A 24556-nucleotide genomic window follows, 5' to 3' on the forward strand; every position below is an offset into this window, starting at 1 on the left:
CGACCGTTCCGCTCGAAGGGCCCGGTGTCCAGGGGACGCCGGGCCCCCGCGCGTCAGAAGCCGCCGCCGTCGAAGCCGCCTCCCCCGCCGAAGTCCCCACCGCCCCCGAAGCCTCCGTCGCCGAAGCCGCCGCCGAAGTCGCCCGGGTCGAAGTCCGCACCCGAGACGTCACCGCCCCCGTAGCCTCCGAAGTCGCCGTACCCGGCCCCGTAGTCCGCCGCGTACGCCGGCCCCGCCATGACGCTGCCCAGCAGGGTGCCGATGAGCAGGCCGGGGAGGATGCCGCCGCCGAAGTAGCCGCCCGCCCAGGGGCCGTACGCCGGTCCGGCGTCCCAGTACGGCCGCCGCCCGTACTCGGTGTCGACCTCGCGTACCTGGGGATCGCGGCCGTCGGCCAGCCGGGCCCGGTCCGCCGCGCACACCGGCACCTCGCGCGGGGCGCCACCGGGCGGCGTCCAGGTCTCGTCGGCCACCGCCGGCCCGTGGCGGGGGTCGAAGAAGCAGGGCGGCCGGCGCTCGGGCAGCGGCCGGCCCTCCCGGCGGGCCGCCAGCAGGGCGAGGGAGAAGCGGCCGTCCGCCAGGGCCTGGGTGACCGCCTTGACGTCCTCCGGTCTGCGCGCGGTGTCCATCAGGCGTTTGGCCTGCTCGTAGGAGTCGAGGGCGCGTTCGTAGTCGCCGCGCATCGCGTCGTCGGCGCCGGGTTCGGCCGGATGGAAGTCGAGACGGTCGAGTTCCTCGCCGTAGGCGGTGATGTCCTCGTCGACGACGACCCGCAGCTTCTCCAGCCCCGCCCGCTGCTCCTCCTCGTGGCGCCGCCGGTTGCGCCGGACCAGCGCGTAGGCGCCCGCGCCGCCCGCCGCGACCACGACCCCGGCGACGACCAGGCCGCCGGTGTCCACGCCGCCTCCCCCGCCGTCGCCCCAGGAGGCGGGGGCGGAGCCCCGGGCGCTGCGCAGCGCCGCGTCGACGAAGTCGTTCAGCTGGGCCTTGGTGTCGTCGACGCCCCGGACGGCCGTGACGAGGTTCTGCACCCCGCGCGGGGGCAGGACGACCGTGTCGGCCCGTGCGCCGAAGCGGTCGCCGCTGCGGATGGCGTACAGGCCGGTGATGCCGGTCTCCGTCCGCAGGTTCAGGAAGATGTCCCGCTTGGGCTGGTCGGCGGGCAGGACGGCCACGAAGACCGGTCTTCCGGCGTCCTTGATCTTGTCGGAGAGCGCCTCGGCGTCCGCCGACGACAGCTGGTCCGAGGCGGCGGGATCGACGTACACGGGATCCTCGCGGAGCGCCTCGGCCACTGTGGACAGGTCCGTGGCCGCATGTGCGCCGGGCGGGCCGGTCAGGAGCACCATCGCGGTGGCGGCGACCGGCACCAGCAGGGAGCGCATGAGGCCCCTCATGCGCGGAGTCCTCATGTCTTCGACGCTACCCGATGAGGCGGCCCCGGGCGTCCGGGACCGCCGTGCCCCTCACTGGGCGGGTGCGACCCCGGCCCGCAGCAGGCCGTAGGTGTAGGCGTCCTCCAGGGCCTGCCAGGACGCGGCGATGACGTTCTCCGCCACCCCGACCGTGGACCACTCGCCCGCCCCGTCGGACGTGGAGATCAGGACGCGGGTCGTGGACTGGGTGCCGTGGACGCCCTCCAGGATGCGGACCTTGTAGTCCACGAGGTCGAGGGCGGCGAGCTGGGGGTAGATCTTCTCCAGGGCGACCCGCAGCGCGCGGTCGAGGGCGTTGACCGGGCCGTTGCCCTCCGCGGTGGCGACGATCCGCTCGCCCTTGGCGAAGAGCTTGACGGTGGCCTCGTTGGCGTGGCTGCCGTCGGGGCGGTCCTCGACGATCGCGCGCCAGGACTCGACGTCGAAGTACTTCAGCGGCCTGCCCTCGACCTCGGCGCGCAGCAGCAGCTCGAAGCTCGCGTCGGCGGCTTCGTAGGTGTAGCCCCTGAGCTCGCGCTCCTTGACCCGCTCGACGACCCGGCCGACCAGCTCGCGGTCGCCGCCGAGGTCGATACCGAGCTCCTTGCCCTTGAGCTCGACGGAGGCGCGGCCGGCCATGTCGGAGACCAGCATCCGCATGGTGTTGCCGACCCGCTCGGGGTCGATGTGCTGGTACAGGTCCGGGTCGACCTTGATCGCGGAGGCGTGCAGTCCGGCCTTGTGGGCGAAGGCGGAGACGCCGACGTACGGCTGGTGCGTGGAGGGGGTGAGGTTCACGACCTCGGCGATGGCGTGCGAGATCCGGGTCATCTCGCGCAGCCGGCCCTCGGGCAGGACCTTCTTGCCGTACTTGAGCTCCAGGGCGGCGACGACCGGGAAGAGGTTGGCGTTGCCGACGCGCTCGCCGTAGCCGTTGGCCGTGCACTGGACGTGGGTGGCGCCCGCGTCGACGGCGGCGAGGGTGTTGGCGACCGCGCAGCCGGTGTCGTCCTGGGCGTGGATGCCGAGCCGGGCGCCGGTGTCGGCGAGGACGGTGGAGACGACCGCCTGGACCTGCGCGGGGAGCATGCCGCCGTTGGTGTCGCAGAGGATGACGACGTCGGCGCCGGCCTCGGAGGCGGTCCGTACGACGGACTTGGCGTACTCGGGGTTCGCGCGGTAGCCGTCGAAGAAGTGCTCGCAGTCCACGAAGACGCGGCGGCCCTCGCCGACCAGGTACGAGACGGTGTCGCGGACCATCTCCAGGTTCTCGTCGAGGGTGGTGCGCAGCGCCAGCTCGACGTGCCGGTCGTGGGACTTGGCGACCAGGGTGATCACCGGGGCGCCGGACTCCAGCAGCGCCTTGACCTGCGGGTCCTCGGACGCCTTGCCGCCCGCGCGCCGGGTGGCGCCGAAGGCGACGAGCTGGGCGTGCCGGAACTCGATCTCCTGCTGGGCGCGGGCGAAGAACTCGGTGTCGCGCGGGTTGGCGCCGGGCCAGCCGCCCTCGATGAATCCCACGCCGAAGTCGTCCAGGTGCCGGGCGATGGCCAGCTTGTCGGCGACGGTGAGGTTGATGCCCTCCCGCTGGGCGCCGTCGCGCAAGGTGGTGTCGAAGACGTGGAACGAGTCGTCGAGCTCGTTGGTCGGCGTCATGGTCGTAAGGCTCCTGTACTGGATCTCGGTCTACCGGAATGACCGGCTCCACCGCCCCCACCTATGGTCCCTCACGCTCTCCGCCCGGCTGCGGGTGGGCCGGGAAACAGAAAAACCCCTCGCGGGTGCGAGAGGTCTGCGCGCGGGTCGAGGACGACGGTGTCCACCCGTACCTGGTCGTACGTGGTGGTCACTGCGGACCGGCGCGCCTGCTGCCAATAATCATGGCGAACGAGAGCACGGAGGCAGTCTGGCACACCTCCACCCCGCGCTCACCGTCCGTCTCAGGATGCGAACACTGTGCTGATCATCGGCGGTGGGGGTCTCAGGCGTCCCCGAGGAGGGTGTCGTCGAGGAACTCGCGCACATGGCGCAGGATCCGGGCGCGGTCGGTGCCGCGCAGGCCGATCGCCACATGGATGGAGAAGCCGTCGAGGAGGGCCCGCAGCCGGGCGGCGAAGCGGTCCGGGTCGACCGCCCGGAACTCCCCGCGCGAGATGCCCTCCGCGACGAGGGCCACGAGGTCCCGGTGCCAGGCGCCCTCGATGGCGGCCTGCCGGTCCCGGGCGTCGTCGTCGGCGTTCTGCGAGCGGTTCCAGACCTCCAGCCACAGAGTCCAGTGCGGGTCGCCCCGGCCGTCGGGGACGTACAGGTCGACATAGGCGTCGAGCCGTTCCCGCGCGGAGTCGCCCCGGGCGAGCAGCCGGCCGCGTTCGGCGCCGAGCCGGCCCTCGCTCCACTCCAGGGTGCGCAGCAGCAGCTCGTCCTTGGAGTGGAAGTAGTACAGGAGGTGGCCGCTGCTCATGCCGACCTCGCGGCCGAGCGCGGCCATGGTCAGCTTCTCCAGTCCGCGCTCGGCGATCATCTCCATGGCGGCGGCCAGGACCCGCTCGCGCGGCGGGGCGTTCCGGCGCGCACCGGCCATGGGTCAGGCTCCTAGGGTTTCGGCTGCTGCTGGGTGATGCAGTGGATGCCTCCACCGCCCGCGAAGATGGTACGGGCGTCCACCAGGGTGACCGTGCGCCCGGGGTACAGGCGGCGCAGGATGCCGGCCGCGATCTCGTCGTGCGGGTCGTCGAAGGCGCACAGCACGACGCCGCCGTTGCAGACGTAGTGGTTGATGTAGGAGTAGTCGACCCAGTGGCCGTCCTCGTCCCGGAGCACGGTCGGCGCGGGCACCTCGACGACCTCCAGGCGGCGTCCCCGGGCGTCGGTCGCGCCGCGCAGGATCTCCAGATACTCCAGGGAGCGGGCGTGGTCCGGGTGGTCGGGATCACGCTGGCTGTGGACGACGACGGTGCCGGGCCCGGCGAAGGCGGCGACGATGTCGACGTGGCCCTGGGTGCCGTACGTCCCGTAGTCGCCGGACAGGCCGTGCGGGAGCCAGATCGCCTTGGTGGTGCCGAGCCGGGCGTGGATCTCCGCCTCGACCTTCTCGCGGGTCCAGCCGGGGTTGCGTCCGGCGCCGAGCTGGACGGTGTCGGTCAGCAGGACCGTGCCCTCGCCGTCGACGTGGAGGGCGCCGCCCTCGTTGACCAGCGGCGAGGAGTGGACGGGGACGCCCGCGAGGCCGGCGACATGGCGGGCGATGCCCGCGTCGTGCTCCCAGCGGGCCCAGTCCTGGCCGCCCCAGCCGTTGAACACCCAGTCCACGGCGGCGAGCCGTCCGTCCTCGTCCTGGACGAAGGTGGGGCCGATGTCCCGCATCCACGCGTCGTCGAGGTCTCCCTCGGCCAGCTCCACGTCAGGGCCGAGCAGTTCGCGGGCGGAGTCGGCGTCGCCGGGGGCGTGGACCATGGTCACGGGCTCGAACCGGCGTACAGCACGGGCGACTTCGGCCCAGGCGGCGCGGGCCGCGGAGAGTTCGGCGTCGGTGGTGAAGGTCGGGTTGGGACGGGGCCAGGCCATCCAGGTGCGCTCGTGCGGGGCCCACTCGGGGGGCATGCGGAAGGTCATCACCACGTCCTAGAGGAAGTACAGGCGGTTGAGGGAGACGGAGTCGGCGGGCTCCGAGCGCAGCGGCTCCCCGTCGAGGGTGACCAGACCGGTGCGCCGGTCGACGTCGACCGCTCCGACACGGGTGTTCAGGCGCAGGTCGGCGGGGCCGATGCCTCGGGTGCCGCGCACGGCGACCCGGCGCCTGCGGGTCGGCATCGAGTCCCCGCCCTGGTCGAGGGCGGCCTGCGCGACGAAGGCGACCGAGAGGTCGGCGGGCGTGGCGCCGTACGCCCCGAACTGCGGGCCGAGCACGAGCGGTTCGCAGGTGTCGGTGGCCGCGTTGGGGTCGCCGACCACCCCGTACGCCGGGAAGCCGGCCTTGAGGACGAGCTGCGGTTTGGCGCCGAAGTACTCGGGGCGCCACAGCACGATGTCGGCGAGCTTGCCGACCTCCAGGGAGCCGACCTCGTGGGCGAGGCCGTGGGCGATCGCGGGGTTGATCGTCAGCTTGGCGACGTAGCGCAGGACGCGCTCGTTGTCGTGGTCCCCGGGCGCCCCGAACTGGGCTTTCATCTTCCCGGCCATCGCGAGGGTGCGCCGGACGGTCTCGCCGGCCCGGCCCATGCCCTGCGCGTCGGACGAGGTGATGCCGATGGCGCCCAGGTCGTGCAGGACGTCCTCGGCGCCCATGGTCCCGGCGCGGATGCGGTCGCGGGCCATGGCGGCGTCGCCGGGCAGGTCGGTCTTGAGGTCGTGGACGGAGACGATCATGCCGTAGTGCTCGGCGACGGCGTCCCTGCCGAACGGCAGGGTCGGGTTGGTGGAGGACCCGATGACGTTCGGCACGCCCGCCATCTTCAGGACGTTCGGGACGTGCCCGCCGCCGCAGCCCTCGATGTGGAAGGCGTGGATGGTGCGGCCCTCCAGGACCTTCAGGGTGTCCTCGACGGACAGGCACTCATTGAGGCCGTCGCTGTGCAGGGCGACCTGGACGTCGTGCTCCTCGGCCACGCGCAGCGCGGTGTCCAGGGCGCGGGTGTGGGCGCCCATGTCCTCGTGCACCTTGAAGCCGGAGGCGCCGCCCTCGGCCAGCGCCTCGACGAGGGGTGCCCCGTGGGAGGAGGAACCCCGGGCGAGGAAGCCGATGTTGACCGGCCAGGCGTCGAAGGCGCCGAACGCATGCCGCAGCGCCCAGGGCGAGTTGACGCCGACGCCCCAGACCGGCCCGAACTCCTGGCCGATGATCGTGGTGACGCCGGAGGCGAGCGACGCCTCCATGACGCGCGGCGACAGCAGGTGGACATGGGTGTCGACGGCGCCCGCGGTGGCGATCAGCCCTTCGCCGGAGACGATCGACGTGCCGGTGCCGACCACGACGTCGACGCCGTCGAGGGTGTCCGGGTTCCCGGCCCGCCCGATGGCGCTGATCCGCCCCTGCCGGATGCCGATGGACACCTTGCGGATGCCGAGGACCGCGTCGACGACCACGACGTTGCTGATGACGACGTCGCACGTCTCCCGGACCGACGCGGCCTTCAGGTGCAGCCCGTCCCGGGCGGTCTTGCCGAACCCGGCGAGGAACTCGTCGCCGGGGCGCTGGGAGTCGGACTCGACGCGGACGGTCAGCCCCGAGTCGCCGAGCCGGACGCGGTCGCCGGCGCGGGGGCCGTGGGTGGCGGCGTACTCGTGCGGGGTGAGGTGGCGGGCCTCGGCGGGGTGTCCTCCGGGACGGCTCATCGGCCGGCCTCCTTCCCGGGGACGCCCAGGTAGCCGCAGGCGGCGGCGCGGCGCAGGGCCTCCTCGCGGGCGCCGGGCGCGTCCAGCGGCCCGTCGACGAGGCCCGCGAAGCCGATGGCGATCCGGTCGCCGCCGAGGGGCACCAGCCCGACCTCGGCGCTCTCCCCCGGCCCGAACCGGACGGAGGACCCGGCGGGCACGGCGAGCCGCATCCCGTACGCCCGCGCGCGGGGGAAGTCCAGGCGCGGGTTGGCCTCGAAGAAGTGGAAGTGGGAGGTGACGGAGACCGGCACGTCGGCGGTGTTGGTGACCGTCAGCCGCAGGGCCGGCGCCGGCTCCTCGTGTCCGGGGCCGGGCAGCAGGGCACCGGGGGCGCGGTCGCCGAGGCCGCCGCCGATCGGGTCGGTGACCACCGCGAGCCGGGAGCCGTCGTCGAAGACGGCCTCGACCTGCACCTCGGTGACGACGTCCGCGACGCCGGGCAGCACGTCGTCCGGGCCGAGCACGGAGCGGGCCCGCTCGATCGCCTCGGCGAGCCGGGCGCCGTCGCGGGCGGCCTCGCACACCGTGTCCGCGATGAGCGCGGTCGCCTCGGGGACGTTCAGGCGCAGTCCGCGGGCACGGCGGGCCCGCGCCAGTTCCGCGGCGCCGAAGAGCAGCAGCCGGTCACGTTCCGTGGGCGTCAGTCTCATGCCGCGGCCTCTCCTTGCCTGACAGAAGTTAGATCGCCACTCTAAACATCGGATCGCCTGCAATCCAAGGGTTGACGGCGACCAGCATCCTCCCTCAGATTGAACGCCACTCTAACCGAGGGAGATCAGCCATGCCGAGGGAACAGCGCGGAGTCGACACCATCCCGGAGGAGGAACGCACCAGCGGGCCGAAGGACCTCGTCTCGATCCTGCTCGGATCGAACCTCTGCCTCGGCGTGATCGTCTTCGGCTGGCTGCCGCCGTCGTTCGGGCTCGGCTGGTGGGCCTCGGTCAGCTCGATCGTGCTCGGCACCCTGGCCGGTACGGTCCTCACCGCCCCGCTGGCCCTCGTCTCGCTGCGCACGGCGACCAACCTGTCGACCTCCTCCGGCGCCCAGTTCGGGGTGCGCGGCCGCCTGGTCGGCTCGGTGGTCGGACTGCTGCTGGCACTCGGGTACTCCGCGCTCACCGTGTGGATCGGCGGTGACGTCATGGTGGGCGTCCTCGGCCGCCTGACCGGCATGCCGGCGAACGACGTCTCGTACGGGGTGGTCTACGCGCTGCTGGCCGCCGCGACCGTCGCGGGCGCGGTGTACGGCTACCGCGTACTGCTCGCCATGTCCCGCGTCCTCGCGTTCGGCATGACGGCCCTGCTGGTCCTCGGCGTGGCCGCCTACGCCCCGCACTTCACGACGGCCGCGCTGCCGGAGGCGGGTGGCTATCTGCTGGGCGGCTTCTGGCCGACCTGGCTGCTGGCGGCGGTCGCGGCCGGTCTGTCGGGGCCGATCGCCTTCATCACCCTGCTCGGCGACTACACCCGCTACATCTCACCGGCCCGCCACTCCGCGCGCCGGGTGCTGCACGCGACCTGGCTCGGCCTGATCCTGGGCCTGCTGGTGCCGCAGCTCTTCGGCACCTTCACGGCGTACGCGGCGCGCGCGGCCCTAGACTACGCGGGACCGCTGGTCGACGCCTCCCCCGGCTGGTACCTGCTGCCGCTGCTGCTGGCCGCCTCGGCCGGGTCGGTCGGCAACGCGGGCCTGATGCTCTACTCCATGGGCCTGGACCTGGACGCGATCCTGCCGCGCGCCTCCCGCGCGACGGCCACGTACGCGGTCGCCGTCGTCGCCACCGTGTGCGTCTTCGCCGGTCACTACGCCTCCAGCACCCAGGACGCCATGACGTCGTTCGTCCTGCTGCTGACGGCGATCGGCACGCCCTGGGCGGTGATCACCCTCATCGGCTTCGTCCGCTGCCGGGGCGTGTACGACGCGGAGGCGCTCCAGGTGTTCAACCGCCGGGCGCGGGGCGGGATCTACTGGTACCGGGCCGGCTGGAACGTGCGGGCGACGGTGTCCTGGGCGCTGGGCGCGGTGGTGGGCGTGCTGGCGGTCGCACTGCCGTCGTACGAGGGGCCGCTGCTGGGCCTGACGGGCGGGGTGGACTGCAGCTTCCTGCTGTCGGGGCTGGTGGGAGGCGTGGCGTACGCGCTGCTGACCGGCCGCGGCGGCGCGGGTGCGGACGGAACGGCCGCCGTGGACACGGGGTCCGCGGCGGCCGTGAAGGTCCCGTCCGGCGATTAGGCCAGCTTGTGCATCCAGCCGTGCCGGTCCTCGGCCGTGCCGCGCTGGATGTCGAGGAGGGCCTGGCGCAGCTTCATCGTCACCTCGCCGGGCTCGCCCCCGCCCTGCTGCCACTGGGCGCCGGTGCGCTTGACGGTGCCGACGGGGGTGATCACCGCGGCGGTGCCGCAGGCGAAGACCTCGGTGAGGGTTCCGTTCTCGGAGTCGCGCTGCCACTGGTCGACGGAGACCCGGCCCTCCTCGGCCGTGTAGCCGAGGTCACGGGCGACCTGGAGCAGGGAGTCACGGGTGACGCCCTCCAGGATGGAGCCGGTGAGGGACGGGGTGACGATCCGGTCGCCGTACACGAAGTACAGGTTCATGCCGCCGAGTTCCTCGACCCACTTGCGCTCGACCGCGTCGAGGTAGCAGACCTGGGCGCAGCCCTCGGCGGCCGCCTCGGCCTGGGCCAGCAGGGAGGCCGCGTAGTTGCCGCCGGTCTTGGCGTCGCCCATGCCGCCGGGCACCGCGCGGACGTGGTCCTCGGAGACCCAGATCGACACCGGCTGGACGCCGCCCGGGAAGTAGGCGCCGGCCGGGGAGGCGATGACGATGAACAGGTACTCGCCGGCGGGCTTGACGCCCAGGCCGACCTCGGTGGCGAACATGAACGGACGCAGGTAAAGCGACTCCTCGCCGCCGTGCGCCGGGACCCACCCCTGGTCCTGCCTCACCAGCGCGTCGCACGCCTCGATGAACGTCTCGACCGGAAGCTCGGGCATGCCGAGGCGGCGGGCCGAGCGCTGGAAGCGCTCGGCGTTCTTCTCGGGGCGGAAGGTGGCGACGGTCCCGTCCGGCCGGCGGTACGCCTTGAGGCCCTCGAAGATCTCCTGCGCGTAGTGCAGGACCATGGTGGCCGGGTCGAGGGAGAGCGGCGCGTACGGCACGAGCTGGCCGTCGTGCCAGCCACGGCCCTCGGTCCACTTGATGGTCACCATGTGGTCGGTGAAGTGGCGGCCGAACCCCGGGTTGGCCAGGATCGCGTCGCGCTCGGCGGAGGAGAGCGGGCTGGCGGAGGGCTTGAGCTCGATCGTGGGCGTCGTCATGAGTGGTTGTCCTTCACCGGTTGTGTGTGACGGGCCGCGCTCACGCCTGTACTGCCCGTGGCCAGTGCTAGGACGTCCGAGCATTCCCTCATTCCGCGGCTCCTTGTTCGATTATCGCAAGAGCGAGCCGTGGACGAAATCGGCCTGTTCGGTGTGATCGGCGTGGTGTGCGACCCGGGGTCGATGGTGTCACCCGGCGGCGGACATGCGGAAGCCGCCGGGTGCGATGTGACCCGGCGGCTTCGAGGTGGGCGAGCGGCGCGGGTCAGCCGGCTACTCGTACGGCCAGCGCGTCGCCGATCTCCGACGTGCTGCGGGCGGGCTTGCCGGTGCGTTCGGCCAGGTCGGCGGAGACCGCCTCGTCGATCCGGGCGGCCTCGGCCTCGTAGCCGAGGTGGCGCAGGAGCAGGGCGACCGACAGCACCGTGGCGGTGGGGTCGGCCTTGCCCTGGCCGGCGATGTCGGGCGCGGAACCGTGGACCGGCTCGAACATCGAGGGGTACGTGCCGGAGGGGTTGATGTTGCCGCTCGCGGCGACGCCGATGCCGCCGGAGACGGCCGCGGCGAGGTCGGTGATGATGTCGCCGAAGAGGTTGTCGGTGACGATCACGTCGAACCGCTCGGGCTGGGTCACCAGGTAGATGGTGGCCGCGTCGACGTGCATGTACTCGGTGGTGACCTCGGGGAACTCCTCGGCCACCCGGTTGAAGACGTCGGTCCACAGGTGACCGGCGAAGGTCAGCACGTTGTTCTTGTGGATCAGCGCGAGCTTCTTGCGCGGGCGGGCCTGGGCGCGGGCGAAGGCGTCCCGGACGACACGCTCGACGCCGAAGGCCGTGTTGACGGAGACCTCGGTGGCGACCTCGTGCTCGGTGCCCTTGCGGATGGTGCCGCCGTTGCCGGTGTACGGGCCCTCGGTGCCCTCGCGGACCACGACGAAGTCGATGCTCGGCTCACCGGCGAGCGGGGTGGCCACGCCCGGAAGCAGCTTCGAGGGACGCAGGTTGACGTGGTGGTCGAAGGCGAAGCGGAGCTTCAGCAGGAAGCCGCGCTCCAGGACGCCGGACGGCACGGACGGGTCGCCGATCGCGCCGAGCAGGATCGCGTCGTGGGCCTTGAGGGCGTCGAGGTCGGCGTCGGTGAGGGTCTCACCGGTGGCGTGGTAGCGCCGGGCGCCGAAGTCGTACTCCTTGGTCTCCAGCTTCACATCCTGCGGGAGGACGGCGGAGAGGACCTTCAGGCCTTCGGCCACGACCTCCTGGCCGATGCCGTCACCGGGGATCACTGCGAGATCGATGCTGCGAGACATGTCGGCACCCTACTGCTCGTCCCATGGGATGACACACGCCGTCCGCCATACGGACAACGTGTGTCGGGCGGACGAGGGCCGGGGCTACGCGGCCTGGTGGCCGGTGGCGCCCCCGTTGTCCCTGCGGTCGAGGGCGCGCTGGAGGGCGGCCGCGGCGTTCTTGCGGTCGCTGTCGCTGGTGCGGGAGAGGTGACGGACTCGACGGCGGGCGGTCGTCTCGGCCATGGGAAATCGACTCCTTCGGCAAGCACGGGAGTGCGGGGAGGGGTTACGAGACGCCGGAAGGGGCGGGGAGCGGTGCCGCAGGGGTTGCCTGCACGGGGCCCGGCTCACGACCGCCATTCGCTGGATCGAGCGAGACGTTCGGCTCCTACAAAGCTAAGGGAGCCGGGCGCATCTGTCTCCACAATTACTCGGACTTCCTACTATCTGAGACGGCGGATCGGGCCTCACCACGCTGAGCTGCGGTTTCCTGGTCCACCCGGCAGAGCGCGTCAGCCGGTCGGCTGATCCTCCGGCCGGTCCGGGAGGCGGTGCCGCGCCGCCCGGGGAACGCTGGACGCATGAACGACACGGCGAAGGTGTTCCTGGAAGGCGGCCCGGACGATCTGCCCGACCGCGTCGTCCCCGCCCCGTCCCCCGGCCCGGACGTGAAAGTCGAACTGCGAGGCGGCTACGAGCACTTCCGGCCGACCTCGCGCCGCACGGACACCCCGCACGGGGAGCTGCCGGTGTACGAGTGGTGGGAGCGCACGGAGATGCCCGGCTAGCGGGACGGAGACGCAGAGGGGCCGGGCGCACGGCGCCCGGCCCCTCGTCACGCACCTCGGACGGTCAGCCCATGTGCGGGTACCCGTAGTCGGTCGGCGGGACCAGCGTCTCCTTGATGGCGCGGGTCAGCGTCCAGCGCATCAGGTTCTGCGGGGCGCCGGCCTTGTCGTTGGTGCCGGAGGCACGGCCGCCACCGAAGGGCTGCTGGCCGACGACGGCGCCGGTCGACTTGTCGTTGATGTAGAAGTTGCCGGCCGCGTAGCGCAGCTTCTCCATGGTGTACGCGGTCGCCGCGCGGTCGGTCGAGATGACCGAGCCGGTCAGCGCGTACGCGGACACCGACTCCATCTGGTCCAGCATCTCCTCGTACCTGTCGTCCTCGTAGACGTGCACGGCGAGGATCGGGCCGAAGTACTCGGTCGTGAAGACCTCGTTCTCCGGGTCGTCGCACTCGATGACGGTCGGGCGGACGAAGTAGCCGACCGAGTCGTCGTAGGAGCCGCCCGCGACGATCGTGCAGGACGGGTCGGCCTGGGCGCGGTCGATGGCGGCCTTGTTCTTGGCGAAGGCGCGCTCGTCGATGACGGCGCCGATGAAGTTCGACAGGTCGGTGACGTCACCCATGGTCAGGTAGTCGACCTCGGCCGCGAACTCCTCCTTGAAGCCCGAGTTCCAGATCGACGCCGGGATGTACGCCCGGGAGGTCGCCGAGCACTTCTGGCCCTGGTACTCGAAGGCGCCGCGGGTCAGGGCGGTCTTCAGGACCGCGCGGTCGGCGCTCGGGTGGGCGACGACGAAGTCCTTGCCGCCGGTCTCGCCGACGATGCGCGGGTACGAGCGGTACTTCTCGATGTTGTTGCCGACCGTCTTCCACAGGTACTGGAAGGTCTTGGTCGAGCCGGTGAAGTGGATGCCCGCGAGGTCGCGGTGCTCCAGCGCCACCTTGGAGACCTCGATGCCGTCGCCGGTGACGAGGTTGATGACGCCCTTGGGCAGACCGGCCTCCTCCAGGAGCTGCATCAGCAGCACGGCGGCGTGGGTCTGCGTCGGGGACGGCTTCCAGACGACGACGTTGCCCATGAGCGCGGGCGCGGTCGGCAGGTTGCCCGCGATGGCCGTGAAGTTGAACGGCGTGATCGCGTAGACGAAGCCCTCCAGCGGGCGGTGGTCGAGGCGGTTCCAGACGCCCGGGGAGTTCGCCGGGGGCTGCTCGGCGAGCAGGTCACGCGCGTACTTGACGTTGAAGCGCCAGAAGTCGACGAGCTCGCAGGGGGTGTCGATCTCGGCCTGCTGGGCGGTCTTGGACTGGCCGAGCATGGTGGAGGCGGCCAGCGTCTCGCGCCAGGGGCCGGCCAGCAGCTCGGCGGCGCGCAGGATGATCGCGGCGCGGTCGTCGAAGGACATGGCGCGCCAGCCGGGAGCGGCGGCGAGGGCCGCGTCGATGGCGTCCTGGGCGTCCTGCCGGGTGGCGGTGCCGAAGGTGCCGAGCCGGGCCTTGTGGTTGTGCGGCTGCACGACGTCGATCCGCTCGCCGCCGCCCATCCGCTTCTCACCGCCGATGGTCATCGGCAGGTCGATCGGGTTCTCGGCCAGCTCCTTGAGCTTGGCCTCCAGCCGGGCGCGCTCGGGCGAGCCGGGGGCGTAGCCGTGCACCGGCTCGTTGACGGGGGTGGGGACCTGGGTCACAGCGTCCATGGGTTCCGTAACTCCTTACTGAGCGGTGTGTGTCGAGCCGTTGTGCAGGGGCCGGGGGTCGGGCCGCTGTGCGGGGGCTCAGCCCTTGCTGACCATGGAGCGGACGAAGAACCGCAGGTTGGCGGGCTTCTCCGCGAGCCGCCGCATGAAATAGCCGTACCAGTCGGTGCCGTAGGCCGTGTAGACGCGCATGCGGTGGCCCTCGGCGGCCAGGCGCAGGTGCTCGTCGCTGCGGATGCCGTACAGCATCTGGAACTCGTACTCGTCCAGTTTGCGCCCGGCGCGCCGGGCGAGCTCCTGCCCGATGGAGATCAGCCGGGGGTCGTGGGAGCCGATCATCGGGTACCCGGAGCCCTCCATCAGGATCTTGAGGATCCGGACGTACGCCTTGTCGATGTCCTGCTTGCGCTGGAGGGCGACCTCGGCGGGCTCCTTGTAGGCGCCCTTGACCAGGCGGACCCGGCTGCCGTTCGCGGCGAGGCGGCGGGCGTCGTCCTCGGTGCGGAACAGGTAGGCCTGGATGACGCAGCCGGTCCGGGGGAAGTCCTTCCGCAGCTCCTCGTGGATGGCGAACATCGAGTCGAGGGTGGTGTGGTCCTCCGCGTCCAGCGTGACCGTGGTGCCGATGGCGGCGGCGGCCTCGACCACGGGGCGGACGTTGGCGAGGGCGAGCTCGTGGCCGCCCTCCAGCGCCTGGCCGAACATGGAGAGCTTCACGGACATCTCGACGCGCTCGCCGAGTTCCAGGTCCTTGATCCGGTCGACGAGGCGCAGATAGGCGTCCCGCGCGGCGGCGGCCTGCTCGGGGCGGGTGATGTCCTCACCGACGACGTCCATGGTCAGCTCCAGGCCCTTGCCGGTGAGCTCCTGGACGATCGGCACGATCTCGTCGACGGTCTCGCCGGGGATGAACCGGTCGACGACCTGCTTCGTCACCGGGGCCGCCGAGATCAGGCGTCGCATCCGGTCGCTGCGCGACGCGGCGAGAATCACGGGACCCAGCACGGGGCACCTCCACAGACAACGAAAGGCGGCCGCGATCCCGACCATTCGGGTACGGCACGGAGAACCACCGTGAAACCTAGGGATCCCTCCGATCGTGGGCCATCGACAGCTGTCACGCATCCGTGCCGGAGATCTCAGACAGATGTATGAAGCCCCCGGGAGAATGAGGGAGAATGCCCGGGTGACGCCCGCAGACAAGGCCGACTATCAGGAGCTCGTGGACGAGATCTCGGAGCTCCTGGGCGCCCCCGCGACGCTGGAGAACCGCGACTTCGAGCTGATCGCGTTCGGCGCGTACGACAGCGAGGACGAGCTCGACGCGTCGGCCCTGGACCCCGTGCGCACCCGCTCGATCCTGACCCGGCGCTCCACGGCGGCCGTGCGGACCTGGTTCGAGGGGTTCGGCATCACCCGGGCGAGTGGCCCGGTGCGCATCCCCCGCACCCCGGAGGCCGGGGTCTACCGGGCCCGGATCTGCCTCCCGGTACGCCATCGGGGTGTCGTCCTCGGCTATGTGTGGCTGCTGGACGGCGATCCCGGCCCCACCGACCGGCAGCTTGACGACGCGATGGCGGTCACCGCGCGGATCGGCGCGCTGCTCGCGGACGAGGCGCAGCACGGGGCCGACCTCAGCCGTGAGCTGCGCGCGGTGCTGACCGCTGAGCGCGGGTGGCAGAGCGACATGGCGGTGGCCGAGCTGCGCACGGCGCTCGGGTCGCGCGCGGACGGCGTCCACACGGTGGTCTGTGTGGCCCTCTGGCCCTCGGCACACCCGGACGACACCCCGTCGGTGCGGACGGTCCCGCACGCGACCGCGCTGTGCACGCTCCCCTGGGGCGCGGCCGGGCACAGCCTCGCCGTCCTCGTCCGGCTGCGCTCGGCGGACGTGCGCACGGCGGCGCACGCGGCGGCGGCCCGGCTGTTGAAGGACGACACGGGTCCGGCCCGCCCGGCGGCCGGCCTCGGCGAACCGCGCACCGGGCTCGCCGAGCTGGCCGCGTCCTGGCGGGAGGCGTCGGCGGCGGCCCGCGCGGCGCTGGCGGAGCCGCGGCTGGGCCCGGTGGCCGAGTGGTCGGGCATCGGGCCGTACCGCCTGCTCACCGCGCTGCCCCCGGAGGCGTCCCGCGACGCGGCGATCGCCCCGCTCCTGTCCCCCGCCCAGCGCGAGCTGGCGCACACCGCCGAGGTCTACCTGGACCGCGCGGGCCAGGCGGGCCGCACGGCCGCCGAACTCGGCATCCACCGCCAGACCCTGTACTACCGCCTCTCCCGCGTCGAACAGCTCACGGGCCTGGACCTGGACGACGGCGAGGACCGGCTGCTGCTGCACATGACGCTGAAGGGACGCCGGCTCGAATCCCCTTAGGACCTGTCCGCCACCGTCCGCCAGTGCTCGACGTTGCCCCGCAGGACGGACACGTCCACGTCGTCGAAGCCCAGCGGCCCGAGATCGTGGTCGAGCAGCCCGGCGAACGCGTCGGCCGCGCCGGCGGCGTCCCCCTCCTTCGCCCGCAGCATGCCGAGGAACCAGCGGGTCGTGAGCGTGTTCGGATCGCCGGGCCCGTAGGCGCGTTCCTGCTCCGTGAGGCGCTGCTCGTAGGCGGGGAGCGTGCCGGGGTGGTCGGGGCTGAAGACCGGGTACTGGCCCGCGCGGGCCTCGGTCGACGCGGCGGCGGCTCCACGCATGTCGCCCTGCCGCTCCCGCCACTGGGCGAGGCTCCTGCGGGTGGCGAGCGTGGCGGCGTGGCCGGGGCCCAGCACCCGCTCGTAGTCTGCGCACAGGCGGGTGAAGGCGGCGACCGCGCCCGCCGCGTCCCCGGAGTCACCTTGCAGCCAGGCGAGTTCGTAGCGGGTGTCCAGGACCTCGGGGTCGTCGGGTCCGAAGACCCGTTCCTGGTCCGCGCACAGGGCGCGGAACGCCGCGGCGGCACCGGCCGTGTCCCCTGTCTGGGCCCGTAGCCAGGCGAGGTTGTGGCGGATACCCAGGGTGCCCTTGTCGTCCGGGCCCGCGACCCGTGCCGCGTCGACGGCCAGCGCCTCGAGGATCTCCACCGCTCCCGCGTGGTCCCCCGCCTCCGCGCGCAAGGTGGCGAGCTGCCCCCGCGCGGACAGCACCTCGGGGTCGTCGGCGCCCTTCTCCCGGGTCAGCGCGGCGATCTGCCGCTCGTGCTCGGCGGCCATCGCCGTAAGGACCTCGGCCTCCCGGAACAGGTCGGCGGGCGTCTTCAGCTCGGTGACCCAGTCCGGCGCGTCCGAGCGCTGGTGGCGGCACATGTGGGGCAGGAAGACCTCGACGAAGTGGACGCGCCAGCTGTGGTGGGCCTTGCGGTACCGGACGTCCCGGTCCTCCCACAGGAACGGCCCGTAGGACGGCGCCAGCACCTCCTCGCGCATCCGCTGCACGTACTGCTGGATGTAGGGCAGGCGCATCCCCGTGGTCATCAGGCGCCGGGCGGTGCCGTCGTCACCGCGCCGGAACGACAGGTCCGAGAGGATCATGATCGCGGAGTAGTAGGCCTCGCACGCCTCGGTCGCGCGGCGCGCACTGTGCCAGGCCGTGAGGCGATGCCGGCCGTCCCACTCGAACCGTTTGAGGGCGCCCAGCAGGCCGGTGGGCCGCTTGTTCATCACCAGCCACACCCCCACGAAGTAGTTGAAACACGCGGTGAACGTCGCCGCGTCCGCCCGGAGCTCCTCGTTCTCCTCGTCGGAGATCCGCAGATGCGGGGTGAGGCGCTCGGAGAGGAACGCCTCCGTCTCCCGGCCCTCCACGGACAACAGGTCCCCGTGGTCGAGGTGGGCGAGTTCGTGCGCGAGGGCGAAGGCCATCGCCGCGTCGTAGAAGTCCCGCGGCCCACGCGCGTGGGTCCTCGCGCGGTCTCCGTGCCGCATCGCGATGTCGAGCATGCTCAGCGACACCGGTCCGCCGTCCGGCACCTCCAGGGCGCGTACGTAGCGCTGGAGGTTGAGGGCGAGCGACTCCTGCGCGTGCATGGTGGCCGCCTCCCATCCGCGGGGAAGCGCCTCCGGTTCGTAGGGGTGCGCCAGTTCCAAGCCCCAGGCGATCTCGGCGGTCAGCTGGACGACGGCCGGGGAGATGCCGATGAGGTGGCCGGGCGTCCCCTGGGGGCTGGCGAAGACCCGTGACTCCAGCGCCCCGGAGGGCAGCACGAACGCCTCGACGGAGCCCGCCAGTTCGGCCGCGCGATCCTGGTCCTCCGGGGGGAACGTGCCGAGGAGGCCGTCGAGCAGCCCTCGCAGCTGCGGCTGTGTGTGGGCGAAGTACGCCTCCCACGCCCGCTCCGGGTCCTCCTCGCCGGTGACCCGGCGCAGATGGGCGAAGTCGGCGAAGGTCAGGCTCATCTCGCGCGCCTCGGCCGCCAGTTCCGGGTTCTGGTGGCGGCCGAACAGGATGCTGCGGCCGGGGTCGCCGCCCGGGTCAGGCACCGGACCCGCCACTGCCCTGGCCTGCGCCGTCACCGCCGCGCGCGGGCAGCGCCGCGGTGATGACGTCCGTCAGCCCGGCACCGTCGCGCACGGTCACCTCGCCCGACTTCGAGCGGACGACCACGAGGCCGCGGGGCAGGGCCGGGTCCTGCCGGACGGTGATCCGCCGGCCGATCGCGTCGACGACGACGCCCTTGCTCCACGCCTTGCGCAGGGTGTTGATGAGATAGGCGAGGGCGTGCGTCGCGACCGAGCCGATCAGCAGCACGTCGCCCAGGGGGACGGTGCCCCGGGCCTCGACGTCCTTCGCGACGCTCTCGGCCCGCGCGAACGCCGCCCGCGCCGCGGTCAGCGACTCCTCGTCGCCGGGCGCGAAGACGCTCACCCGGATCCGCTCGGTCCCCACCACGTCCACCCGAACCCCCCGTTGAGCGTACGAACTCGGTCAACGCGACTGTAACGCAGTTCACTTACCCGGCCGGGCGGCTTCCATCACCCGGCGCAGCCCCTCCGTGAGGTGCCCGGCCTCCGGAGCGCCGTCCGGGTCGAAGGTCCACTGCATCATCAGGCCCATCAGCAAGGTCGTGTAGAACTCGCCGAGGGTGTCCGCGGTGTCCTGGGTGACGTCGTCCTCGGAGCCGCCCATGAAGAGCGCGACGATGCCGCGCGAGGCCTCGCGCTGGGCCTCCGCCAGATGGGCCCTGACCTCGGGCAGTTCGTCACCCATGGCCACGATCTCCACGCTGAGCCGCCACAGCGAGCCGGGGTCCCTCATGGTGCCGATGATGTTGGACCACACCTCCTCGAAGCGCTCCAGGGAGCCCGGTTCGCCCCGGATGCCGTCCACCCCGTCGAAGGCCTCGGACATCCCCTCGACCAGGGAGACGTACGCCTGGGCGAGCAGCGCGTCCTTCGAGCCGTAGTGGTAGCCGATCGAGGCCAGGTTGGTCCCCGACTCCTTGACGATGTCGCGTGCCGTCGTGCGCGCGAACCCCTTCGCCAGCAGGCAGCGCTTGGCGCCTTCGAGCAGATCCTCACGGTGTCCCATGCGGCTCAGCCTACCGCGCATTCATACAGCCGTCCTATACAAGCGTTCTAGACAAGCGTTTAAGACGCGCGTACCTTCACCGTCATGACTCCCGAACCAAAGAGCGCCACCCCTGCTCCCGCCCGTGCCGGGCGCCGCGAATGGACCGCCCTGGGCGTCCTGATGCTGCCGCTGCTGCTGGTCTCCATGGACGTCTCCGTCCTCTACTTCGCCATCCCGGCGATCAGCGCCGACCTGCGGCCCAGCGGCACCCAGCAGCTGTGGATCTTCGACATCTACGCCTTCGTCCTCGCCGGACTGCTGATGACGATGGGCTCGCTCGGTGACCGCGTCGGCCATCGCCGGCTGCTGCTCGTCGGTGCCGCCGCCTTCGGTGCCGCCTCGCTGACGGCGGCCTACGCCGGCAGCGCCGGGACGCTGATCGCCGCCCGCGCGGTCCTCGGCGTCGGCGGCGCGACCCTCATGCCGTCCACCATGGCCATGCTCCGCGCGATGTTCACCGACCCCGGCCAGCGCGCCAAGGCGATCGGCCTCTGGTCGGGCGTGATGACGGCCGGCATCGCCCTGGGCTCCGTGATGAGCGGGGTGCTGGTCGAGTTCTTCTGGTGGGGCTCGGTCTTCCTGGTCAACCTGCCCGCGATGGCCCTGCTGCTGATCCTCGGCCCGCTGCTGCTCCCGGAGTCGCGGACGGCCCGCCCCGGCCGCTTCGACCTGCTGAGCGTCCCGCTGTCGCTGGCCGCGGTGCTGCCCGTGATCTACGGGCTGAAGGAGATCCCCTCCGAGGGCTGGAACGTCCGCTACGTCGTCTCGATCACCGTCGGCCTGCTCTTCGCCGCCCTGTTCGTGCACCGCCAGCGCACGGCCGCCGCGCCGATGATCTCCCCCGCGCTGTTCCGGGGGCGGGGCTTCGCGCCCTCGGTCGCCCTGAACCTGCTCTCGGCGTTCGGTGTGATGGGGTCCGCCTACTTCACCACGCAGTACCTGCAGTCGGTGCTCGGCAGGAGCGCACTGGAGGCGGCCCTGTGGGCGCTGCTGCCGTCCGTGCCGATCGGCGCGGCCGCCCCCGTCGCCGGGGCGCTGGTGAGCCGGGGCGTGCCCCGGGCCCATGTCGTCACGGTGGGCTTCGCCGTGGCCTCGGCGGGCTTCGGGGTGCTGTCGCTGGCCGGCACCGACTCGATGGCCGTGGTGCTCACGTCCAGCGCGATCCTCGCGGTCGGCGCCGTCGTCGTGATGTCCCAGATCATGGACCTGGCGCTGGGCACCGTCCCGGTGGAGCGGGCGGGCGCCGCGTCCTCCCTGATGGAGACGTCCAGCGAGTTCGGCGGGGCGATGGGCATGGCGGTGCTCGGCTCGATCGGCGCCGCGGTCTACCGCCACGAGGTCCCCGCGTCGGCGCCGGACGCGGCCCGGGAGACGCTGGGCGGCGCGCTCACCGTCGCGGACCGGGTGCCGGGGCTGGCGGCGGCCGCGCGGGAGGCGTTCACCAGCGGGATGCAGGGCGCGGCGATCGCCGGGGCCGTGGTGCTGGCCGGCGCGGCGGTGCTGGCGGCCCTCACCCTGCGCCGGGTCCGCGACGGTGAGCGGGCATGCGGAACGCCGGACGAGCCGAGCACGCTCAGCCCGTCCGGCGTATGAGGACGGAGCCCCCTCCGGGGCGCCGGAGCGGGCCGGGACAGCCGTCCCGGCCCGTCGGCTCAGGTCAGGTTCACCGCACGCGCGGACGTCGCGCCGATCTCGGCCGCGACCTCGGCCAGCACCCCGGCGGGCACGGTGTCGTCGACGGTGAGGACGGCCAGCGCCTCGCCGCCGGCCACGGCCCGGGAGACCTGCATGCCGGCGATGTTCAGCCCGGCCTCGCCGAGGATGCGGCCGACGGTGCCGACGACACCGGGCCGGTCCTCGTACCGCAGGACCGCCATGTGGTCGGCCAGCGCGAGGTCCACGTCGTACTCGCCGACGGCGACGACCTTCTGGAGGTGCTTCGGGCCGGCCAGCGTGCCGGAGACCGACACCTCCTCGCCGTTCGCGAGCGTGCCGCGCACGGTGACGACGTTGCGGTGGTCGCTCGACTCGGAGCTGGTCGTCAGCCGCACCTCGACGCCGCGCTCCTGCGCGAACAGCGGGGCGTTGACGTACGACACGGTCTCGTCGACGACGTCCTCGAAGACACCCTTGAGGGCGGAGAGCTCCAGGACCTTCACGTCGTGCTGCGTGATCTCGCCGTACACCTCGACGTCGAGACGGACCGCGACCTCGCCGGCGAGCGCCGTGAAGATGCGGCCGAGGCGCTCGGCGAGCGGCAGGCCCGGCTTGACGTCCTCGGCGATGACGCCGCCCTGCACGTTCACCGCGTCGGGGACCAGCTCACCGGCGAGCGCGAGCCGCACGGAGCGGGCGACGGCGATGCCGGCCTTCTCCTGCGCCTCGTCGGTGGAGGCGCCCAGGTGCGGGGTGCTGACGACCTGGTCGAACTCGAACAGCGGGGAGTCCGTGCAGGGTTCCTTCGCGTACACGTCGAGGCCGGCGCCGGCGACGCGGCCCTCCTTGAGGGCGGAGTACAGCGCCTCCTCGTCGACGATGCCGCCGCGCGCGGCGTTGACGATGCGCACGCTCGGCTTGACCTTGCGCAGCGCCTCGTCGCCGATCAGGCCGACCGTCTCCGGGGTCTTCGGCAGGTGGACGGTGATGAAGTCGGAGACCTCGAGCAGCTCGTCCAGGGACAGCACCTTGACGCCCATCTGCGCGGCGCGGGCCGGCTGGATGTAGGGGTCGTAGGCGACGACCTTCATGCCGAAGGCGGACATGCGCTGGGCGACGAGCGCGCCGATCCGGCCGAGGCCGACCACGCCGAGCGTCTTCTCGGCCAGCTCCACGCCGGTGTACTTGCTGCGCTTCCACTCGCCGTTCTTCAGCGCGGCGTTGGCCTGCGGGATGTTGCGGGCGGTGGCGAGCAGCAGACCGCAGGCCAGCTCGGCGGCGGTCACGATGTTGGAGGTGGGGGCGTTGACGACCATCACGCCGGCCTTGGTGGCGGCGGAGACGTCGACGTTGTCCAGGCCGACGCCGGCTCGTGCGACGACCTTCAGCTTGTTGGCGGCGGCGATCGCCTCGGCGTCGACCTTGGTCGCGGAGCGGATCAGGATCGCGTCCACGTCGGCGATGGCGGGCAGCAGCTCGGCCCGGTCCGCGCCGTTGCAGTGCCGGATCTCGAAGTCCGGGCCAAGCGCGTCGACGGTCGCGGGCGAAAGCTCTTCAGCGATGAGTACGACGGGTTTCGAGCTCACGTGAGTCCTCACAAGTCCATTGCGGACGGCCGTCCCGACGGCCGCAGGCGGTGGAGGGTTGCTAGCCGCGTGGAAGACGCACGACGCTGTGGGCCTGACGCGTATGTAGTACGGCAGTGTAGTGCCGTGACGGAGACGGTCTCACGCCTCCGCGGAAGGATCACTCGTCCGTGGTGGGACGAGGTGGACAAGAGGGCCGGAGCGGCTGCTCCGGCCCTGTCGCCCTGAGGCTCACGCCTCCTCGTTCACCCAGCTCATGAGCTTGCGCAGCTCCTTGCCGGTGGTCTCCAGCAGGTGCTCGGAGTCCTGCTGCTTGTACTCGTTGTACTTCTTCAGGCCGCCGTGGTACTCGTCCATCCACTGCTGCGCGAAGGTGCCGTCCTGGATCTCGCCGAGGACCTTCTTCATCTCCGCCTTGGTGGCGTCGGTGATGATCCGCGGGCCGGTGACGTAGTCGCCCCACTCGGCGGTCTCGGAGATCGACCAGCGCATCTTCTCCAGGCCGCCCTCGTACATGAGGTCCACGATCAGCTTCAGCTCGTGCAGGCACTCGAAGTACGCGATCTCCGGCTGGTAGCCGGCCTCGGTCAGCGTCTCGAAGCCGGCCTTGACCAGCGCGGCCGTACCACCGCAGAGGACGGCCTGCTCACCGAACAGGTCGGTCTCGGTCTCCTCGGTGAAGGTCGTCTTGATGACGCCGGCGCGGGTGCCGCCGATGCCCTTGGCGTACGACAGGGCGAGCGCGAAGGCGTTGCCGGAGGCGTCCTGCTCGACGGCCGCGATGCACGGGACGCCGCGGCCCTCCTCGTACTGACGGCGCACCAGGTGGCCCGGGCCCTTGGGGGCGACCATGCAGACGTCCACGCCGGCCGGGGGCTTGATGAAGCCGAAGCGGATGTTGAAGCCGTGGCCGAAGAACAGGGCGTCGCCGTCCTTGAGGTTGTCCTTGATGGACTCCTCGTAGACCTGGGCCTGGATCGGGTCCGGGACCAGGATCATGATGACGTCGGCCTCGGCGGCGGCCTCGGAGGGCGTCACCACGCGCAGGCCCTGCTCCTCGGCCTTCGCCTTGGACTTCGAGCCCTCGTGCAGACCGACACGGACGTCGACACCCGAGTCGCGCAGCGACAGCGCGTGGGCGTGGCCCTGGCTGCCGTAACCGATGACCGCGACCTTGCGGCCCTGGATGATGGACAGGTCGGCGTCGGCGTCGTAGAACAGCTCGGCCACTTTGGGTTCTCTCCTTGGGTGCTGGTGTTGCGTCCCACCGTATGACGGTGGGGGTGGGGGAGGTCTCGGGGTCTCGGAATGCGGGCGGCCGGATTCCCCCGGCCGCCCGAACGGCGTCCTACGCCGACCGGTCCAGGGCGCGCAGCGACCGGTCCGTGATCGAACGGGCGCCGCGGCCGATGGCGATCGTGCCGGACTGGACGAGCTCCTTGATGCCGAACGGCTCCAGCATCTTGAGCATGGCCTCCAGCTTGTCGCTGGAGCCGGTGGCCTCGATCGTGACGGCCTCCGGGGAGACGTCGACGGTCTTGGCGCGGAACAGCTGGACGATCTCGACGATCTGGGAGCGGGTCTCGTTGTCGGCGCGGACCTTCACCAGCACGAGTTCACGCTGGACGGCCGAACCGGGCTCCAGCTCGACGATCTTCAGCACGTTGACGAGCTTGTTGAGCTGCTTCGTGACCTGCTCGAGCGGGAAGTCCTCGACGCTGACCACGATGGTGATGCGGGAGATGTCGGGGTGCTCGGTGACACCGACCGCGAGCGAGTCGATGTTGAAGCCGCGCCGGGAGAACAGGGCGGCGATCCGGGCCAGGATGCCCGGCGTGTTCTCCACCAGGACGGAGAGCGTGTGCTTGGACATGATCTTTTACGTCTCTCT

21 protein-coding genes are annotated in these 24556 nt (G+C 71.9%); 4 read left to right on the forward strand and 17 right to left on the reverse strand.

The features are described 5' to 3' along the window. Window positions 1-53: 53 nt before the first annotated feature. From ACFV46_RS10625 to ureA, 6 genes are all read right to left on the reverse strand, one after another. The gene (locus tag ACFV46_RS10625) at window positions 54-1412 is read right to left on the reverse strand and encodes a hypothetical protein (protein ID WP_385497761.1); all 1359 of its coding nucleotides are present in this window, start codon (window positions 1410-1412) and stop codon (window positions 54-56) included. Window positions 1413-1466: 54 nt separating this feature from the next. Then, complete coding sequence (cimA, locus tag ACFV46_RS10630; RefSeq protein WP_376727401.1) at window positions 1467-3071, reverse strand: citramalate synthase; 1605 nt, start codon at window positions 3069-3071, stop codon at window positions 1467-1469. A gap of 325 nt (window positions 3072-3396) precedes the next feature. Next, window positions 3397-3996 carry a TetR/AcrR family transcriptional regulator gene (locus ACFV46_RS10635; protein WP_385497762.1) on the reverse strand — a complete coding sequence of 200 codons (600 nt, stop codon included), beginning with the start codon at window positions 3994-3996 and terminating at the stop codon, window positions 3397-3399. A gap of 11 nt (window positions 3997-4007) precedes the next feature. Beyond that, on the reverse strand, window positions 4008-5027 hold the full coding sequence (locus ACFV46_RS10640; protein WP_385497763.1) for an agmatine/peptidylarginine deiminase: 1020 nt from the start codon (window positions 5025-5027) through the stop codon (window positions 4008-4010). A gap of 9 nt (window positions 5028-5036) precedes the next feature. Beyond that, the gene (locus tag ACFV46_RS10645; protein WP_385497764.1) at window positions 5037-6746 is read right to left on the reverse strand and encodes an urease subunit alpha; all 1710 of its coding nucleotides are present in this window, start codon (window positions 6744-6746) and stop codon (window positions 5037-5039) included. Continuing rightward, window positions 6743-7438, reverse strand: coding sequence for an urease subunit gamma (ureA, locus tag ACFV46_RS10650; protein WP_361926884.1), 696 nt, complete (start codon window positions 7436-7438; stop codon window positions 6743-6745). The genes ACFV46_RS10645 and ureA overlap by 4 nt, the downstream gene beginning before the upstream one ends. 131 nt (window positions 7439-7569) lie before the next feature. Between ureA and ACFV46_RS10655 the strand changes: the two genes are divergently transcribed. Further along, window positions 7570-9021: a cytosine permease gene (locus tag ACFV46_RS10655; protein ID WP_376727406.1), complete on the forward strand. Its 1452-nt coding sequence runs from the start codon at window positions 7570-7572 to the stop codon at window positions 9019-9021. Here the strand turns inward: ACFV46_RS10655 and ACFV46_RS10660 are convergent. From ACFV46_RS10660 to ACFV46_RS10670, 3 genes are all read right to left on the reverse strand, one after another. After that, complete coding sequence (locus ACFV46_RS10660) at window positions 9018-10106, reverse strand: branched-chain amino acid aminotransferase (RefSeq protein ID WP_376727407.1); 1089 nt, start codon at window positions 10104-10106, stop codon at window positions 9018-9020. The genes ACFV46_RS10655 and ACFV46_RS10660 overlap by 4 nt on opposite strands. Before the next feature lie 265 nt (window positions 10107-10371). Further along, window positions 10372-11415, reverse strand: coding sequence for a 3-isopropylmalate dehydrogenase (locus ACFV46_RS10665; RefSeq protein WP_361926877.1), 1044 nt, complete (start codon window positions 11413-11415; stop codon window positions 10372-10374). An 84-nt stretch (window positions 11416-11499) separates the two neighbouring features. Beyond that, window positions 11500-11640, reverse strand: coding sequence for a hypothetical protein (locus ACFV46_RS10670; RefSeq protein ID WP_107115595.1), 141 nt, complete (start codon window positions 11638-11640; stop codon window positions 11500-11502). A 338-nt stretch (window positions 11641-11978) separates the two neighbouring features. On the opposite strand from ACFV46_RS10670, the gene ACFV46_RS10675 reads away from it, so the two are divergent. Further along, window positions 11979-12185, forward strand: coding sequence for a DUF5988 family protein (locus ACFV46_RS10675; RefSeq protein WP_385497765.1), 207 nt, complete (start codon window positions 11979-11981; stop codon window positions 12183-12185). Between the two features lie 64 nt (window positions 12186-12249). Here the strand turns inward: ACFV46_RS10675 and pruA are convergent, their stop codons facing one another. Continuing rightward, window positions 12250-13881, reverse strand: a complete 1632-nt coding sequence (gene pruA / locus ACFV46_RS10680) for an L-glutamate gamma-semialdehyde dehydrogenase (RefSeq protein ID WP_361926873.1) — start codon at window positions 13879-13881, stop codon at window positions 12250-12252. Between the two features lie 78 nt (window positions 13882-13959). Next, entirely contained in the window at window positions 13960-14886 is a 927-nt protein-coding gene (locus tag ACFV46_RS10685) for a proline dehydrogenase family protein (RefSeq protein ID WP_361926870.1), read from the reverse strand. 142 nt (window positions 14887-15028) lie between these two features. Between ACFV46_RS10685 and ACFV46_RS10690 the strand changes: the two genes are divergently transcribed. After that, window positions 15029-16252 (forward strand): PucR family transcriptional regulator, encoded by a 1224-nt coding sequence (locus ACFV46_RS10690; protein WP_385497766.1) that lies wholly within the window; start codon window positions 15029-15031, stop codon window positions 16250-16252. Here the strand turns inward: ACFV46_RS10690 and ACFV46_RS10695 are convergent. The 3 genes from ACFV46_RS10695 to ACFV46_RS10705 are packed head-to-tail and all read right to left on the reverse strand — an operon-like array spanning window position 16249 to window position 19381. Further along, window positions 16249-18333, reverse strand: a complete 2085-nt coding sequence (locus tag ACFV46_RS10695; protein WP_385497767.1) for a tetratricopeptide repeat protein — start codon at window positions 18331-18333, stop codon at window positions 16249-16251. The genes ACFV46_RS10690 and ACFV46_RS10695 overlap by 4 nt on opposite strands. Then, window positions 18326-18748: a hypothetical protein gene (locus tag ACFV46_RS10700; RefSeq protein ID WP_361926863.1), complete on the reverse strand. Its 423-nt coding sequence runs from the start codon at window positions 18746-18748 to the stop codon at window positions 18326-18328. The genes ACFV46_RS10695 and ACFV46_RS10700 overlap by 8 nt, the downstream gene beginning before the upstream one ends. A gap of 51 nt (window positions 18749-18799) precedes the next feature. Then, entirely contained in the window at window positions 18800-19381 is a 582-nt protein-coding gene (locus ACFV46_RS10705; RefSeq protein ID WP_376727410.1) for a TetR/AcrR family transcriptional regulator, read from the reverse strand. An 84-nt stretch (window positions 19382-19465) separates the two neighbouring features. Between ACFV46_RS10705 and ACFV46_RS10710 the strand changes: the two genes are divergently transcribed. Beyond that, window positions 19466-21016: an MFS transporter gene (locus ACFV46_RS10710; protein ID WP_385497768.1), complete on the forward strand. Its 1551-nt coding sequence runs from the start codon at window positions 19466-19468 to the stop codon at window positions 21014-21016. A gap of 59 nt (window positions 21017-21075) precedes the next feature. On the opposite strand, the gene serA is transcribed toward ACFV46_RS10710, so the two are convergent. The 3 genes from serA to ilvN all read right to left on the reverse strand — a co-directional run bounded on the left by serA (window position 21076) and on the right by ilvN (window position 24538). Next, window positions 21076-22665 (reverse strand): phosphoglycerate dehydrogenase, encoded by a 1590-nt coding sequence (gene serA / locus ACFV46_RS10715; protein ID WP_361926856.1) that lies wholly within the window; start codon window positions 22663-22665, stop codon window positions 21076-21078. A gap of 231 nt (window positions 22666-22896) precedes the next feature. Beyond that, a complete protein-coding gene (ilvC, locus tag ACFV46_RS10720) occupies window positions 22897-23895 on the reverse strand; it encodes a ketol-acid reductoisomerase (protein ID WP_062666567.1) in 999 nt (332 codons plus the stop codon). Between the two features lie 118 nt (window positions 23896-24013). Further along, window positions 24014-24538, reverse strand: coding sequence for an acetolactate synthase small subunit (gene ilvN, locus ACFV46_RS10725; RefSeq protein WP_055624315.1), 525 nt, complete (start codon window positions 24536-24538; stop codon window positions 24014-24016). Window positions 24539-24556 lie beyond the last annotated feature (18 nt).

The organism is Streptomyces sp. NPDC059852 (genome assembly GCF_042731455.1).
Classification (GTDB): Bacteria; Actinomycetota; Actinomycetes; order Streptomycetales; family Streptomycetaceae; genus Streptomyces.

Excerpts from the sequence above, each read along its gene's own strand:
- ACFV46_RS10625 (WP_385497761.1), bottom strand. The coding sequence starts at position 1,412 with ATGAGGACTCCGCGCATGAGGGGCCTCATGCGCTCCCTGCTGGTGCCG.
- ACFV46_RS10705 (WP_376727410.1), bottom strand. The coding sequence starts at position 19,381 with ATGGGACACCGTGAGGATCTGCTCGAAGGCGCCAAGCGCTGCCTGCTG.
- ACFV46_RS10665 (WP_361926877.1), bottom strand. The coding sequence starts at position 11,415 with ATGTCTCGCAGCATCGATCTCGCAGTGATCCCCGGTGACGGCATCGGC.
- ACFV46_RS10655 (WP_376727406.1), top strand. The coding sequence starts at position 7,570 with ATGCCGAGGGAACAGCGCGGAGTCGACACCATCCCGGAGGAGGAACGC.
- ACFV46_RS10635 (WP_385497762.1), bottom strand. The coding sequence starts at position 3,996 with ATGGCCGGTGCGCGCCGGAACGCCCCGCCGCGCGAGCGGGTCCTGGCC.
- cimA (WP_376727401.1), bottom strand. The coding sequence starts at position 3,071 with ATGACGCCGACCAACGAGCTCGACGACTCGTTCCACGTCTTCGACACC.
- ilvN (WP_055624315.1), bottom strand. The coding sequence starts at position 24,538 with ATGTCCAAGCACACGCTCTCCGTCCTGGTGGAGAACACGCCGGGCATC.
- pruA (WP_361926873.1), bottom strand. The coding sequence starts at position 13,881 with ATGGACGCTGTGACCCAGGTCCCCACCCCCGTCAACGAGCCGGTGCAC.
- ACFV46_RS10710 (WP_385497768.1), top strand. The coding sequence starts at position 19,466 with ATGACTCCCGAACCAAAGAGCGCCACCCCTGCTCCCGCCCGTGCCGGG.
- ACFV46_RS10660 (WP_376727407.1), bottom strand. The coding sequence starts at position 10,106 with ATGACGACGCCCACGATCGAGCTCAAGCCCTCCGCCAGCCCGCTCTCC.
- ACFV46_RS10670 (WP_107115595.1), bottom strand. The coding sequence starts at position 11,640 with ATGGCCGAGACGACCGCCCGCCGTCGAGTCCGTCACCTCTCCCGCACC.
- ACFV46_RS10640 (WP_385497763.1), bottom strand. The coding sequence starts at position 5,027 with ATGACCTTCCGCATGCCCCCCGAGTGGGCCCCGCACGAGCGCACCTGG.
- ureA (WP_361926884.1), bottom strand. The coding sequence starts at position 7,438 with ATGAGACTGACGCCCACGGAACGTGACCGGCTGCTGCTCTTCGGCGCC.
- ACFV46_RS10675 (WP_385497765.1), top strand. The coding sequence starts at position 11,979 with ATGAACGACACGGCGAAGGTGTTCCTGGAAGGCGGCCCGGACGATCTG.
- ACFV46_RS10645 (WP_385497764.1), bottom strand. The coding sequence starts at position 6,746 with ATGAGCCGTCCCGGAGGACACCCCGCCGAGGCCCGCCACCTCACCCCG.
- ACFV46_RS10690 (WP_385497766.1), top strand. The coding sequence starts at position 15,029 with ATGTATGAAGCCCCCGGGAGAATGAGGGAGAATGCCCGGGTGACGCCC.